This window comes from Mesorhizobium sp. WSM4829 (assembly GCF_055811475.1).
In genome coordinates this window covers 73,926-87,974 of record NZ_JBVVQJ010000024.1, presented here as the reverse complement: position 1 = coordinate 87,974, position 14,049 = coordinate 73,926, and the positions used below count along the sequence as shown (strand labels likewise).

Annotated in this window: 12 protein-coding genes and 1 tRNA gene; 5 read left to right on the top strand and 8 right to left on the bottom strand. The window is 63.3% G+C overall.

Annotated features, from left to right (window positions below):
* Positions 1 to 38: 38 nt before the first annotated feature.
* From AC0L17_RS22160 to AC0L17_RS22135, 6 genes are read right to left on the bottom strand one after another with little or no spacing between them, the layout of a single operon-like run.
* Complete coding sequence (locus AC0L17_RS22160) at positions 39 to 1,292, bottom strand: ABC transporter substrate-binding protein (RefSeq protein WP_473517401.1); 1,254 nt, start codon at positions 1,290 to 1,292, stop codon at positions 39 to 41.
* A gap of 59 nt (positions 1,293 to 1,351) precedes the next feature.
* On the bottom strand, positions 1,352 to 2,863 hold the full coding sequence (locus AC0L17_RS22155; protein ID WP_473517400.1) for an aldehyde dehydrogenase family protein: 1,512 nt from the start codon (positions 2,861 to 2,863) through the stop codon (positions 1,352 to 1,354).
* Positions 2,864 to 2,881: 18 nt separating this feature from the next.
* Positions 2,882 to 3,658 carry an enoyl-CoA hydratase/isomerase family protein gene (locus tag AC0L17_RS22150; RefSeq protein WP_473517399.1) on the bottom strand — a complete coding sequence of 259 codons (777 nt, stop codon included), beginning with the start codon at positions 3,656 to 3,658 and terminating at the stop codon, positions 2,882 to 2,884.
* The gene (locus AC0L17_RS22145) at positions 3,651 to 5,252 is read right to left on the bottom strand and encodes an acyl CoA:acetate/3-ketoacid CoA transferase (RefSeq protein WP_473517398.1); all 1,602 of its coding nucleotides are present in this window, start codon (positions 5,250 to 5,252) and stop codon (positions 3,651 to 3,653) included. Before AC0L17_RS22145 ends, AC0L17_RS22150 begins: the two co-directional genes overlap by 8 nt.
* On the bottom strand, positions 5,249 to 6,265 hold the full coding sequence (locus tag AC0L17_RS22140) for a Gfo/Idh/MocA family protein (RefSeq protein ID WP_473517397.1): 1,017 nt from the start codon (positions 6,263 to 6,265) through the stop codon (positions 5,249 to 5,251). Before AC0L17_RS22140 ends, AC0L17_RS22145 begins: the two co-directional genes overlap by 4 nt.
* On the bottom strand, positions 6,262 to 7,305 hold the full coding sequence (locus tag AC0L17_RS22135; protein WP_473491118.1) for a LacI family DNA-binding transcriptional regulator: 1,044 nt from the start codon (positions 7,303 to 7,305) through the stop codon (positions 6,262 to 6,264). Before AC0L17_RS22135 ends, AC0L17_RS22140 begins: the two co-directional genes overlap by 4 nt.
* Positions 7,306 to 7,543: 238 nt before the next feature.
* Between AC0L17_RS22135 and AC0L17_RS22130 the strand changes: the two genes are divergently transcribed.
* Together AC0L17_RS22130 and fcl are read left to right on the top strand one after the other, a co-directional pair.
* Complete coding sequence (locus AC0L17_RS22130; RefSeq protein ID WP_473517396.1) at positions 7,544 to 8,698, top strand: dihydrodipicolinate synthase family protein; 1,155 nt, start codon at positions 7,544 to 7,546, stop codon at positions 8,696 to 8,698.
* Positions 8,699 to 8,841: 143 nt separating this feature from the next.
* The gene (fcl, locus tag AC0L17_RS22125) at positions 8,842 to 9,804 is read left to right on the top strand and encodes a GDP-L-fucose synthase (protein WP_473517395.1); all 963 of its coding nucleotides are present in this window, start codon (positions 8,842 to 8,844) and stop codon (positions 9,802 to 9,804) included.
* 676 nt (positions 9,805 to 10,480) lie between these two features.
* On the opposite strand, the gene AC0L17_RS22120 is transcribed toward fcl, so the two are convergent.
* Positions 10,481 to 10,555: transfer RNA gene (locus AC0L17_RS22120), tRNA-Val, on the bottom strand.
* Positions 10,556 to 10,673: 118 nt separating this feature from the next.
* Complete coding sequence (cpdR, locus tag AC0L17_RS22115; protein ID WP_006199474.1) at positions 10,674 to 11,036, bottom strand: cell cycle two-component system response regulator CpdR; 363 nt, start codon at positions 11,034 to 11,036, stop codon at positions 10,674 to 10,676.
* Between the two features lie 147 nt (positions 11,037 to 11,183).
* Between cpdR and AC0L17_RS22110 the strand changes: the two genes are divergently transcribed.
* The 3 genes from AC0L17_RS22110 to AC0L17_RS22100 all read left to right on the top strand — a co-directional run bounded on the left by AC0L17_RS22110 (position 11,184) and on the right by AC0L17_RS22100 (position 13,947).
* A complete protein-coding gene (locus AC0L17_RS22110) occupies positions 11,184 to 12,140 on the top strand; it encodes an N-formylglutamate amidohydrolase (RefSeq protein WP_473517394.1) in 957 nt (318 codons plus the stop codon).
* A 371-nt stretch (positions 12,141 to 12,511) separates the two neighbouring features.
* Positions 12,512 to 13,285 carry a histidinol-phosphatase gene (gene hisN / locus AC0L17_RS22105; RefSeq protein WP_473517393.1) on the top strand — a complete coding sequence of 258 codons (774 nt, stop codon included), beginning with the start codon at positions 12,512 to 12,514 and terminating at the stop codon, positions 13,283 to 13,285.
* Between the two features lie 119 nt (positions 13,286 to 13,404).
* Positions 13,405 to 13,947 carry a DUF1579 domain-containing protein gene (locus tag AC0L17_RS22100; protein WP_473517392.1) on the top strand — a complete coding sequence of 181 codons (543 nt, stop codon included), beginning with the start codon at positions 13,405 to 13,407 and terminating at the stop codon, positions 13,945 to 13,947.
* Positions 13,948 to 14,049: the final 102 nt, after the last annotated feature.

Genomic DNA, 14,049 nt, shown 5'->3' with positions numbered 1-14,049 from the left:
CCCCACCGGAGCGGGGAAGGTCCTTTCATGCCTGGTTCTTATTTGGCGTCTTCGATTGCGTTGACCAACTGGGTCACGGCCTCGTCCGAGGTCTTGATCTGGCCGTGGACGAATTTCGAGACGACGTCCTTGTAGGCATTGGCGACGGCCGGCGGCGCGCCATAGCCCTGCGCCAGCGAACCGAACAGCGTGCCGCCTTCGTTGGCGGCCTTCAGGTCGGCCATGCCCTTCTTGCCGCAAGCGTCGAAGTCGGTGTCGGGCACGTCGGTGCGGGCCGGGACCGAGCCCTTGACGACGTTGAAAGCCGACTGGAAGCTCTTCGACAAAGTGGCGGTGGCCAAGGCGGCCTGCGCGGCCTTGCGATCGTCCGGAACGTCGAACATGCCGAACATGTCGGAGTTGTAAACCACGCTGCCGTCGGTGCCCGGGAAGCGATAGCACAGGAAGTCGGTGCCTGGGGTCTTCTTGGCGGCGTTGAATTCGCCCTTGGCCCAGTCGCCCATCACCTGCACCAGAGCATCGCCCTTGATGACCATGGCGGTGGCGAGGTTCCAGTCGCGGCCGGAGAAGTTCGGGTCGACATAGGTGACGAGCTTGGCGAGGTTGTCGAACGACTTCTTCATCGTATCGGATTTCAGCTGCTCTTCGTCGAGGTCGTTGAAGGCCTTCTTGTAGAACTCAGGTCCGCCGGTCGACAGCACGACCGAATCGAACATGGTGGCTTCCTGCCAGTTCTGGCCGCCAAGCGCGAGCGGGATGACGCCCGCAGCCTTGGCCTTGTCGAGCAGCGCGATGAATTCGTCGAAGGTCTTGGGCTCGGTGCCGCCGATCTTGTCCATCACCGCCTTGTTGATCCACAGCCAGTTGACGGAGTGGACGTTGACCGGAGCCGCGACCCACTTGCCGTCATAGACCGAGAATTTCTGCAGGGCGGCCGGAACGGATTTGTCCCAGCCTTCCTTTACCGCCGTCTCGGTCAGGTCGCCCATCACGCCGGCCGCGGCATAATCGAGCACGGTATAGCCGAGCATCTGCGAGGCGGTCGGGTAGTTGCCGGCCGCGACCATCGCCTTCAGCGCGGTCATGGCGGCGTCGCCGCCGCCGCCGGCCACGGGCACGTCCTTCCAGGCAAAGCCTTGCTTGGCCAGATCCTCCTTGAGCACGTTCAAGGCAGCCGCTTCGCCGCCAGACGTCCACCAATGCAGCATCTCGACTTCCTTGACGTCCTGGGCATGGGCCGCGAACGCAAGACCCGAGCCGAGAGCCGTTCCGATAAGCAGTTTGCGCAACATGTACTTCCTCCCTTGTTGCAGCTACACGACCGGCGGCTGTCCGCCGGGTTCTTCACAGCTCAGCCGACCCACCATCCGGTGCGCTGGCCGCGATGAAACTGGATTGTCTTTTCCTCGGTATAATCCTCGACGGCGCGCTTGCCGAGTTCGCGTCCGAGACCGGATTGCTTGTAGCCTCCGAAAGGCAGCTCGGGATAACCTTCCATGAACGTGTTCACCCAAACGGTTCCCGAACGCACACTCCACGCCACCGACATGCAGGTGTCGATGCTGGCGCTCCACACACCCGCCGATAGACCATAGGGCGTGTTGTTGGCGATGCGCAACGCCTCTTCAATCGATCCAAACGTCAGCACCGACAGCACCGGGCCGAACACTTCCTCACGTGCAATGGCCATGTCTTCGGTCACGCCGCGAAGGATGGTCGGATCGAGATACTGACCGGCATTGGAGGCGATCTGGTTGCCGCCGCTATAGACGCTGCTGCCGTCGTTTGCCGCCGCCGCCACGTAGCCGGTGACCTTGGAGAGGTGCTCGGAAGAGATCATCGCGCCGACTTTGGTGCTGTCGTCGAGCGGATCGCCAACGGTGACCCTGGCGGTAAGCGCCTTAACTGCGCCGAGGAAGTCGTCGGCGATCGCCTCATGGACGATCAGCCGGCTGCCGGCGTTGCAGCATTCGCCGGCGTTGAAGAAGCCGCCGAACACCGCCGCGTCGGCCGCGGCTTCGAGGTCGGCATCTGGAAAGACTATCTGGCCGTTCTTGCCGCCGAGCTCCATCGAGACCTTCTTCAGCGCGTTCGCAGCCGACGCCATGGTCACCTTGCCGACCCGGGTGGAGCCGGTGAACGACACCATCTCGACCAGCGGATGGCTGACCATCGGCGCGCCAACATCGGCGCCCAGTCCAGCGAGGATGTTGACAACGCCATCCGGCAAGCCGGCCTGCATCAGGATGTCGCCGAGCACGAAGGTCGAGGCCGAGGTCATCTCGCTCGGCTTGACCACGGCCGTGCAGCCGGCGGCGAGCGCGAACGGCAGTTTCTGGCTGACGATGAGGAACGGAAAATTCCACGGCGTGATGATCGAGACGACGCCGATCGGCTCACGCAGCACGACGCCCAGCATGGCGTCGCCGAGATTGGCGTAGGTTTCGCCATGGAGCGTGCGGGCAAGTGCTGCGGCATAGCGCCAGATGTCGACGGCACCGCCGATCTCGCCGCGCGCCTGGGCGATCGGCTTGCCGGATTCCAGCGCGTCGAGCCGGGCAATCTCCTCGAGCCGCGCCTCGATCAGGCCCGCCGCCTTGAGCAGGATTGCGGCGCGCTCGCCGGCCTTCATACGCGGCCAGGGGCCGGTCTCGAAAGCCTTGTGCGCGGCCTGCACCGCCGCCTCGACTTCCGCCGCGCCGGCTTGCGCATAGCGCGAAACGGTGAAGCCGTGGCCGGGGCTGTTGCGCTCCAGCGTGCGGCCGTCGCGGGCATCGACGAACTTGCCGTCGATCAGCAGCCGGTAGGTCTTCGGTGCTGCGGATGCCTCAGCGGGCATGGCGATCTCGAGGGGCAAGTTCATGTGGGCTTCCGTTTGCAACTACGATCTTGAAAACGTTGGTTTCTGCTTGGCCTTGAAGGCGTCGACACCGGCCTTAAGATCGCCGGTCAGCGCGATGAAGCCGCTGGCCAGCGCCTCTGTCGCGGCAGCACTGTCCTCGCCTTCGGCGATCGCGATCATCAGCTTGGCGGCCTCGGTTGCCAGCGGGCCGCGCTCGGCGATCTTGCCGGCCCAGGCCCTGGCCTCGGTGAATGCGTTGCCCGTTTCGACCACCCGGTCGACGATGCCCAGAACGAGTGCTTCGGCAGCCACGAACAGTTCTCCGCCAAGCGCCATGCGCCGCACCGTCTGCGCGCCGAAGCGGCGCACCGCGCGTTGCGTGCCGGACCAGCCGGGCACCACGCCGATCGAGGTTTCCGGAAAACCTAATTTCACCTGCGCCTCGGCGACGCGGAAGTCGCAGGCGACCGCCAGTTCCAGCCCGCCGCCCAGTGCATGGCCGGACAAAACGGCGATCGTCGGCTGCCGCAACCGCGCCAGCCGATCGAAGACGCGGTGGCCGTAGCGAACCCATTGCACCTGGAAATCGGCGGCGCTCATTTGCGACCAGGCTTCGACGTCGCCACCGGCGCAAAAGCCCTTGCCTTCGCCGCACAGCAGCACGACGCGGACGCCGTCCGCGGCCTCGGCCGTATCGAGTGCGGCTTCCAGCGCGCGCAGCATCGCGATGTCGAGCGCGTTGAATTTCTCCGGCCGGCGCAGCGTGACGATGCCGATGGCACCGTCTTTTTCAAAGCTGACGAGACGCTCAGCCATGCGCGCCTCCAAGCGAGGCGCCGCCATTGAGCGACAGTCCAATCGGCCGGTCACGGTAGAGCGCATCCGGCGTGACCTTCAGGTCGTTGGCGACGGCGAGCGGGATCTCGGCCTGCGCCAGCACGTCGCGCTCGAGGTCGATGCCCGGTGCCAACTCAGTCACCATCAGCCCATCCGGCGTCAGCTCCATGACGCAGCGCTCGGTGACATAGGTGATGTCCTGTCCTTGCGCGACAGCGCGCTTGCCCGAGAAGGAGATGTGCTCGACCTCACCGACCAGCTTCTTGACCTTGCCTTCCCCGTCGATGCGGATGCCGCCATCGGCCAGCGACAGTTTGGCGCCGGCATTGAAGAAACCGGAAAAGACGATCTTCTTCGCCCGCGCGGTGATGTCGACGAAACCGCCGGCGCCGGCGGTGACATGCGGCCGCGCCGAAAGCTTCGACACGTTGACCGAGCCGTGGCGGTCGATCTGCAGGAAGGACAGCAGCGACGCGTCGAAACCGCCGCCCTGGAAGTAGGTGAACTGGTGTGGCGAAGGCATGAAGGCGTCGGCGTTCGACGAGCAGCCGAACTTGAAATCGAGCAGCGGCACGCCGCCGACCGCGCCCTGTTCGATCACCCAGGTGACCTTGCCGTGCTGGCCTTCCTCGATAAGGATGCGCGGCACGTTGGCCGAGATGCCGAAGCCAATGTTGACGGCCATGCCGTCGGCAAGCTCCATGGCGACGCGTCGCGCGATGACCTTCTGGACACTCATCTCGGCGTTGCGGAAAGTCGACAGCGGCCGGAAGATCTCGCCGGAGATGGCCGGGTCGTAGGGTGTCAGCGTCGTCTGCAGCTGGTCGGGCGCCGCCACGATATGGTCGACCAGCACACCGGGCACGCGCACGTCATGCGGCTTCAGCGTGCCATTCTCGACGACGCGCTTGACCTGCGCGATGACGATGCCGCCATTGTTGCGGGCGGCGAGCGCCTGCTCCAGCCCGCCGAGATAAGCGCCCTCGTGCTCATAGGTGAGGTTGCCGCGCTCGTCGGCGGTGGTGGCGCGGATGATCGAGACATCAGGCACGATCGAGCGGAAATAGAGCCATTCCTCGCCGTCGAACTGCTGCACCGAAACGATCGGCTCGCTGGCCGCCGCATTCATGGCGCAGCCCTGATGACGCGGGTCGGCGAAGGTGTCGAGGCCGACCTTGGTCAGCACGCCGGGGCGCTTGGCAGCGGCCTCGCGATGCATGTCGAACAGGATGCCTGAGGGCACATTGTAGGCAGCGACCGAATTGTCACCGATCATCTTCCAGATCTGCGGCGGTTCAGAGGATGAAGGGCCGGACGGATAGGAGCCGCACAGCGTGCGCTTCAGCAGGCCGGGCTTGGCCAGGTGGTCGATACCCCTGATGCCGTACATGTCGCCGGCGGCGATTGGGTGCAGCGTTGTGATGTCCTTCGGATGGCCTTGCGCGTCGAAGCGCTCGCCGATCGCGGCGAGCACCGCATCCGGGCAGCCGAGACCGCTCGACGACGATACCGAAACGACCATGCCGTCGCCGATCAGGCTGGCGGCTTGCGCTGCGGAGACGAGTTTGCTCACGCTGCGCCCCCGAGATTCGGATCGATCGCGACCGATTTTCCGGACTTCGCGGATTGCAACGCGGCTTCGGCTGATGTCAGCGACCAGACGCCGTCCTCGCCGGTGGCCGACGGCTGGCCTTCGCCACCGAGCGCCGCATGGAACTGGCGCAGGGAACGGACATAGAGATCTTCGCGGTCGAAGCTCAATTCCTCTTCGCCCTTTGCCGTGCGCAGCAGCACGGAGCCGATCGGCTTCTGCGTCATCACATCTTTCGCGATCAGCGAGCCTTCGCTGCCATGCACCTCGAAGCCGGTGCCGGCGAATTTGGTGGTGAAGCCTTCATGCGACTGGGCGATGATGCCCGATCTGAAGCGCCAGATGCACATGGCGCCGTCTTCCAGCCCGCCGCTGGCCATGCCTGCGGCCTGGGTGAACGCCGAAACCTCGAGCGGATCGTCGCCGAGCACGAAGCGCAGCGTGTCGGCATCGTGCACGGTGATGTCGAGCACCACGCCGCCGCCGGCTTCCGGCCTGGTGATCCGCCAGCCCTGCAGATTTTCGGGCAGATAGACCGAGTGGAAGACGCGCGCGGCAATCGGCTTGCCGATGCGGCCGGCGGCAATGGCTTCGCGCATCGCCCGGTGCGAGCCGGCATTGCGCAAATGATGGTTGGTGCCGAGCACGAGACCGGCCGCCTTGGCGGCGGCGACCATCTTGCGTGCATCGGCGCTGGTCAGCGCCAGCGGTTTTTCGCACAACACATGTTTTCCCGCAGTGATGGCGGCCAATGCCTGTTCGAGATGCAATTCGTTGGTGGTCGAGATGTAGACGGCGTCGATGTCGGAGCCGAGCAATGCATCGAGCGTCGAGACGGCGAGCGCAATGCCGTTCTCCTTGGCATAGGTCGTAGCGCGCTCCGGGCTGGAACTCATCACCGCCGTGATCTCGCTGTTCGGTTGCGCGCGAATGGCGTTGATCACGAATTGCCTGGCGATCGTGCTTGCGCCGATCAGCCCCCATTTCACGGTCATGCCGCGTCCCCCATTCCGGCACGGCGATCAGGACCGCAACTGTCCCTGACGACGAGGTTGACTGCGCCGATATGATCCTCGGCGCGCGTGGTGCGCGACTGGATCATCTTCAGCATGACATGGGCGGCGCGCTCGCCGAGGCCTGCCGAATCCACCGCGACACTGGTCAGCGCCGGCATGTAGTGCTGGGCTTCGATCACGTCGTCGAAGCCGACAACGGCGAAATCCGCGCCGGGCTCGAGGCCGCGCTTGCGCAGCGCCAGCATGACGCCGAAGGCAACCGCATCGTTGAAGCACAGCGCCGCGCTCGGCGGCTCGGCCATGGCGAGGGCCGTCTCCAGGCAGGCAATGCCGCCCTTGCGGCTGGTTTCGCCTTCGACGACCAATGTATCGCGCTTGGCGATGCCGAGCCCCTCGCAGGCCTCGCGAAAACCGCCCAGCCGCTCGTGATAGACTACCAGATCCGATGAGCCGCCGAAGAACGCCAGCCGGCGATGCCCTTTGCCGATCAGATGGGCGGTGGCGAGCCAGGCGCCGCGATGATTGTCGGGCGCTATCACCGGGATGCGGCTTTCAGGAAGGCGGCGCATGGTGAAGACGATCGGAAGGCCCGCCATCTCGATGCGGCGGAAAGCACCAGGCGTCGTGCCGCGCGCCGGCGACACGATCAGCCCGGCGACACCTTGCTCCATCAGCGATTTCAGCACCTCTTCCTGGCGCACCGGGTTTTCCGCCGTGTTGGCGATGAACGGCACGATATCAGCCGACTGGAACACACGCTCCATGCCGACCGCCATTTCGGCGAAGAACGGGTTGGTAAGGTCGTTGATGACCATGCCGATGACGTTGGAATGGGCCTTGCGCAGATTGGCGGCGCCGCGGTTGTAGACATAGCCGACATCCTCGATCGCCTTGCGAACCTTCAGCGCGGTCTCAGGCCGGATGAGCCCGCTGCCCTGCAGCACCAGCGACACCGTCGACTTGGACACGCCCGCCTCACGGGCAATGTCGAGTATCGTCGCCTTGGGCCTGCTGGCCATTCAGATACGTCCTCCGGTTTTTTCTGGCCGAATTTATTGGAACGTTCTAATTCTGAGCCGGATTTGAGTCAATCAGGATTTTTCCCGAATTCGAAAAATCTGGCAATCGGCGCTTAAATGCCGCTCTTTAGACGGATTTCTTCGCTGCAATGCAGCATTCTAGGGTATAGATCGAGAATCCAAAGGTCCTTGATTTGTTGGAACGTTCCATTTAATAGCGCGACCAAGGGAGAAATCGATGGAAATTGCCTTGCCCGGGGAGGGCGGTCGCAGCACTCGCTACCGCCTTGTCGGCCAGCCGGCACAGCCGGTGATCGGCGCGCGGTTTTCGCGTATCGCCTATGCCGCCGCCCATGTCGTTGCCGATCCTCTCGTGATGACCGATCCGTGGGCTCATCCAGCGGTCGACTGGGAGCGCACGATGGCGTTCCGCCATCATCTGTGGCGGCTCGGCTTCCGCATCGCCGAGGCGATGGATACTTCGCAGCGGGGCATGGGTTTCGACTGGACAAACGCCAGGGAATTGATCAGCCGCTCGATCGCCGAGGCGCGCACCGTCGAGGGCGCCGACCTCGCCTCAGGCGCCGGAACAGACCATCTGGCGCCAGGCGCCGCCAGGACGCTCGACGATGTCATCGCGGCCTATGAGGAGCAGTTCGGTTTCATCGAAGGCCTCGGCGGCAAGGCGATCATGATGGCCAGCCGCGCGCTTGCGGCTGTCGCCAAGGGTCCCGAAGACTATGCCAGCGTCTATGACCGCATCCTGTCCCAGGCATCCGGCAAGGTCATCCTGCACTGGCTGGGCGACATGTTCGATCCGGCGCTGAAGAATTATTGGGGCAGCCATGATTTCGAGACTGTGCTCGATACGGTCGTCGCCATCATCGAACGCCACGCCGGCAAGGTCGAGGGGATCAAGATATCGCTGCTCGATGCCGGCAAAGAGGTTGCCCTGCGCAACCGGCTGCCGGAAGGGGTGGTCATGTTCACCGGCGACGATTTCAACTATCCCGAGCTGATCGCCGGCGATGGCGAGAGACATTCGCACGCGCTGCTCGGGATTTTCGACGCTATCGCGCCGGTCGCTAATGCCGCGCTGGCGAAACTGGCCGCTGGCGACCGTTCAGGCTATGACGCGCTGATGGCGCCGACGGTACCGCTGTCACGGAAAATCTTCGAGGCGCCAACCGAGTACTACAAGGCCGGTATCGTCTTGCTGGCGTGGCTGAACGGCCACCAGGACCATTTTTCGATGGTCGGCGGCATGCAATCGGCGCGCGGCATTAGCCACTATGCCGATGTGTTCCGCCTTGCCGACCAGGCCGGATTGCTGGCCGACCCGGAGCTTGCCATCGCCAGAATGAAGAGCCTGTGCGCCGTGGCGGGTGTCTGACCGCCATACCACAAGAAGAGCTCGCCCGAATCTCCGATTTGCCTTGTCTCGGCAAATCTGTATGCGCTATGCGTCCGACGCAGGACCATCCGGCACGCCGACGCAAGATGGTCATAGCGGCCGTTCTGCATAGGGATACGCCAATGGATTTCGACCTAAGGGGCAAGCGCGTTTTCGTGGCCGGGCATCGCGGCATGGTCGGCTCGGCCATATTGCGCAGGCTGGCGGACGAGGACTGCGAGGTCCTGACCGCATCCCGCGATGAACTCGACCTGATGGACCAGGCCGGTGTGCGGCGCTGGATGGCTGGCCACAGGCCGGATGCGGTGGTGATGGCGGCGGCCAAGGTCGGCGGTATCCTGGCAAACAACAAATTGCCGGTCGATTTTCTGCAGGACAATCTCATCATGCAGACCAATGTCATCGAGAGCGCCTTCCGCAACGAGGTGCAGAAATTGCTGTTTCTCGGTTCATCCTGCATCTATCCGAAGTTTGCGGCGCAGCCGATCGCCGAGGATGCCTTGCTGACCGGTCCGCTCGAACCGACCAACGAATGGTACGCGATCGCCAAGATCGCTGGGCTGAAACTCTGCCAGGCCTATCGGCGTCAATATGGTGTCGAGTACATCTCGGCGATGCCGACCAACCTCTATGGCCCCGGCGACAATTTCGACCTCTCCACCAGCCATGTCGTACCAGCCCTGATGCGCAAGGCACACAAGGCCAAGCGCGCCGGCGACAAAACCCTGGAGGTCTGGGGATCGGGCACGCCGATGCGCGAGTTCCTGCATGTCGACGACGCCGCCGACGCTCTGGTCTGGCTGCTGAAAAACTATGCCGGCGACAGCCACGTCAATGTCGGCTCGGGCGAAGACATCACCATTGCCGAACTGGCCCGCACCATGCTCGCCGTCGTCGGCGCCGAGGCGGCGCTCACATTCGATGCGACCAAGCCGGACGGCACGCCGCGCAAGCTGATGGACGTGTCGCGCCTGTTTGCCACGGGCTGGCGGCCGCGGTACTCGCTTCAGAGCGGATTGGAGCAGACCTATGCCTGGTTTCTCCAGCATATTGACACGGGTGACCTCCGCCTCGGCGCGGCGTGATCGTCGACGCTGATTGATGCCAGCATGACATGACGGCTTGGGCGTCGTCGCTTGGCCAATGCAAATCGCAAAACTATTTGCTCTGCAACAGGGGATTTGGTTCTTTGACTGTCGGTCGCTGCCGGCCGGCCTGCAGCCGCCGATCCAACGCCACAGGCCACCACACCTTCGTCAACCTAGGGCGGAGCAGGAGCGAAGCGACGCGGCGCAGACCCTGGGGATCCATTCCGTGACATCAGAATGTCACGACGGTGCAGAATTTTTGATGGCGGAGCGAGGCGCCCCCCTCTGTCCTGCCGGACATCTCCCCCACTTGGGGGGAGATTGGCAGCTTCGGTGACGGCGCCTGTTCTTCAACTTTGGATATTGGCGAAAGCCGCAATGACGGCCGATCTCCCCCCAAGTGGGGGAGATGTCCGGCAGGACAGAGGGGGGCGCGAAGGATCACTACGGATCAGCATTTATCCTGGGCCGCAGTAATGGGTGTCGCCTCGATCTCGCCGAAATAGCGGACCTCGCCATTGCGCGGTGCTCGGCAATCGCAATCGCGTGCTTGGCTTTCGACACATCGACACCGAGTAAGAGCATTGGCTTCTGTCATGGCCCGTCCTTCCCTTTCCCTTGCCTGGGGATAGGCTCGGCATTCCTGGGCACGAGTGGCGGCGGATTGTCTGGATGGTGGGCGTGACAGGGATTGAACCTGTGACCCCTGCAATGTCAATGCAGTGCTCTCCCGCTGAGCTACACGCCCATCCGAAGCCGCGCATACACCATTTTTGCCACGGCGCGTCAATAGCAGGAAAAGGGAAAGAAAGCTTCGTCTTGCCGCACCGTCGAAGGCGCGCCGGAAGCCGGCGGCGGAAAACGTGTCAGGCTGCCTGCAGCATCTTTTCGACCTCGTTGACGAGGTCGCGCAGATGGAACGGCTTCGACAGCACCTTGGCGTCTTTCGGCGCCTTGGAATCCGGATTGAGCGCAACGGCGGCGAAGCCGGTGATGAACATGACCTTGAGGTCGGGATCGATCTCGGTGGCGCGGCGGGCGAGCTCTATGCCGTCCATCTCCGGCATGACGATATCGGTCAACAGCAGCGAGAAAGGCTCTTCGCGCAACCGCTCATAGGCGCTGGCGCCATTGTCGAAATCGCTGACCTGGTAGCCGGCACGCTCCAGCGCCTTGACGAGGAACCGGCGCATGTCATCGTCGTCTTCCGCCAGTAGAATGCGTGCCATCTTATCCCGTCCGAATCACCCGCCCGAGACTGCCGTAGGGCAGCCCGTTAACCATCCTGTATATGAGGAGGTGAGGGTAAACATCAAGTGAACGATAAAGGCCCGATCCGGCTTTAACAAAGCGGTCCGGACGCCGAAACGCTGGACATGCGGCCGGGGAGGTGGCACCTTTCCAACCATGATGCATTGGTGTTTCCGGGTACGTTCAAATTGAAAACGGCAGCCGAGGATTTTTCGGTCGTTCCCCCCTTCGAAATCCGGTCGGGCGCCGAACAGCGTGTCCCCTTCCTCTTCAACTCACCGCATAGCGGCCGACACTATCCGGACCGGTTCCTGGCGATGGCAAGGCTGGACCGAAACGCCATCCGCCGCTCCGAAGATTGCTATGTCGACGAGTTGTTCGGCGGCGCCGTCGCTCTCGGCGCGCCGATGCTGGCGGCAAACTTCCCGCGCGCCTATCTCGACGTCAACCGGGAGCCGTGGGAACTCGATCCGCGCATGTTCGCCGAACCGGTGCCGTCGTTCTGCAACATCCGTTCGGCGCGCGTCGCCGGCGGGCTTGGCACCGTGCCCAAGCTGGTGGGAGAAGGGCTCGACATCTATGCCGGCCGCTTGCCGCTGGCGGAAGCCGTCGCGCGTATCGAGGCCGTCTACAAGCCTTATCACGAGACGCTGAAACGGCTTTTGACCAGGACCCATGCGCAGTTCGGCTTTGCCGTGCTGATCGATTGCCATTCGATGCCGGCGAGCATCAGGGTCGGCGACAGCGGTGTCAGGCCCGACTTCATCGTCGGCGACCGTTTCGGCATGTCCGCTGCGGCAGCGTTGACCGAGACGGCGATCGGCCTGCTCATCGGCATGGGCTATACCGTCGCCCATAACAAGCCCTACGCCGGAGGCTTCATCACCGAGCACTATGGCCGCCCCGTGCGCCATCTCCATGCGCTGCAGATCGAGGTCAATCGCGGGCTCTACATGAACGAGCGGACGTTCCAGAAATCCGCCGGCTTCGATGCGCTCGCCGACGATCTGGCGCAATTCTCGGCCGACCTGATGGCAATGCCCGACCACAATTTTATCGACCTGCCGCTTGCCGCCGAATGATTGCCGAAAAACGAAACGAGATCTTGCGCCAGGTAAAGGCATCGGCGTGCGGGTCGGGACGCGCAATCGGCTGAGTGCCGCGCCGAAAAAAAGACCGCATCGTTTGCACGACACGGTCGAAGTCTAGGGAGGAAACGCCCAAGGAGGGCATGGACAGGAGAACCTGTCCGAGAACAAATCTATTGTGCGATGCACAAATGTCAAGCCGCCGTGCGGCGTTTTTAATTCACTATGATGTGGAATTGCATATCGAGGGCGCCAACGTTGCATTTTAGCAACAGTTGTCGATGCGGAAATGTCCGCGCGCCCTTGTCTTGACGCAATACCGCAGGCAAACGAGTTCCAGCAGGCTGCAGCGCGGGGAGAATCAGTTGGACATCAGCATCGATTTCATGCGGCGCATTGCGGATGCCGCCGCAGCCGAAACCTTGCCGCGCTTCCGCAGCCAGGGCGCAGTCGCCAACAAGGAGCAAGGCAGCTTCGACCCGGTCACCGAGGCCGACCGCGAGGCCGAGCGGGTCATCCGGGCGCTTATTTCAGCGGAATATCCCGATCACGGCATCCTCGGCGAGGAGCATGGCAGCGAGAACATTTCCAGCAGGCATGTCTGGGTGATCGATCCGATCGACGGCACCCGTGCCTTCATTTCCGGCCTGCCGGTGTGGGGAACCTTGGTTGGGCTGACGGTCGACGGCGATGCCGTCGCCGGCATGATGTCGCAGCCCTTCACCGGCGAGCTTTTCTACGCCAACGCGTCCGGCGCCCATTATGAAGGCCCGGGCGGACCGCGTAGGCTGACGACACGCAAGACGACAAGCCTCGCCGAGGCGACGCTGTTCACCACCACGCCGGCACTGTTCAAGGGAGACGCGCGCCTGCGCTACGACCTGTTCGAGCGGCAGGTCCAACTCGCCCGCTACGGCACCGACTGCTATGCCTTCGCCATGGTCGCGGCGGGAAGCGTCGACATCGTCGCCGACCCCGGTTTGAAACCCTACGATATCGTCGCAATGATCCCGATCATCGAGAAGGCCGGCGGCGTCGTCACCACCTTCGAAGGCGGACCGGCGGAAAGGGGCGGCGACATCCTGGCTGCGGCGACGCCGGAGCTTCATGCCGCCGCGATGGCGGCGTTGCGTGGCTGAACCGGCTGGGCAGCTGGCCATTACGCACTGAGGTGCCCACGGCGACCACACCCAATGCTCCTGACGGCAGGGTGTCAGCAGCTCTCGGCTATGGAGACAATGTCACGGGAGGGAATCACATGCCGACGCAGTCAACAACCAGCCGTTCCGAAGATGCTCCAGCAGAAAATGCGCCGGCGGAAAATGCCCTGGGAGATGGGCGGGCCGATTTCGATTTCTTCTTCGGACGCTGGAACGTCAACCATCGAAGGTTGCAGAAGCGCCTGCAAGGCGACTTAAACTGGGACGTGTTTGGCGGGACATGCGAGGTGCGCCCGATCCTTGGCGGGCTCGGCAATGTCGATGACAATGTGATTGAATTGCCCGGCGGCGCCTATCGCGCCGCCACGCTGCGGACCTTCGATCCGCCGACGAGACAATGGTCGATCTGGTGGATCGACGGCCGCAATCCGGCGACCATCGATATTCCGATGCGCGGCGCCTTCCAAGCAGGCGTCGGCACGTTCCTGTGTGAAGACGTTTTTGACGGACGCGCTATCCAGGTTCGCTTCCTGTGGTCGCGGATCACTGAAAAATCGGCGCGCTGGGAGCAGGCTTTTTCAGCGGATGGCGGCAAGACCTGGGAGACCAACTGGATCATGGATTTCGCCCGGCAAGTGTAGGCCGACGATCGACCTGGAAGGCATTTTTTCAAGCCAGGTTCGTTTCCAGGCCAAGTCATTCTTTCAAGCCAAGTCATGGATTTCAATGATTTGGAGCGGTCT

What these genes read in the sequence shown, in the direction of transcription:
- fcl (WP_473517395.1), top strand. Translation starts at nt 8,842, where the DNA reads ATGGATTTCGACCTAAGGGGCAAGCGCGTTTTCGTGGCCGGGCATCGC.
- AC0L17_RS22140 (WP_473517397.1), bottom strand. Translation starts at nt 6,265, where the DNA reads ATGACCGTGAAATGGGGGCTGATCGGCGCAAGCACGATCGCCAGGCAA.
- AC0L17_RS22150 (WP_473517399.1), bottom strand. Translation starts at nt 3,658, where the DNA reads ATGGCTGAGCGTCTCGTCAGCTTTGAAAAAGACGGTGCCATCGGCATC.
- cpdR (WP_006199474.1), bottom strand. Translation starts at nt 11,036, where the DNA reads ATGGCACGCATTCTACTGGCGGAAGACGACGATGACATGCGCCGGTTC.
- AC0L17_RS22110 (WP_473517394.1), top strand. Translation starts at nt 11,184, where the DNA reads ATGCGGCCGGGGAGGTGGCACCTTTCCAACCATGATGCATTGGTGTTT.
- AC0L17_RS22135 (WP_473491118.1), bottom strand. Translation starts at nt 7,305, where the DNA reads ATGGCCAGCAGGCCCAAGGCGACGATACTCGACATTGCCCGTGAGGCG.
- AC0L17_RS22100 (WP_473517392.1), top strand. Translation starts at nt 13,405, where the DNA reads ATGCCGACGCAGTCAACAACCAGCCGTTCCGAAGATGCTCCAGCAGAA.
- AC0L17_RS22155 (WP_473517400.1), bottom strand. Translation starts at nt 2,863, where the DNA reads ATGAACTTGCCCCTCGAGATCGCCATGCCCGCTGAGGCATCCGCAGCA.
- AC0L17_RS22130 (WP_473517396.1), top strand. Translation starts at nt 7,544, where the DNA reads ATGGAAATTGCCTTGCCCGGGGAGGGCGGTCGCAGCACTCGCTACCGC.
- AC0L17_RS22160 (WP_473517401.1), bottom strand. Translation starts at nt 1,292, where the DNA reads ATGTTGCGCAAACTGCTTATCGGAACGGCTCTCGGCTCGGGTCTTGCG.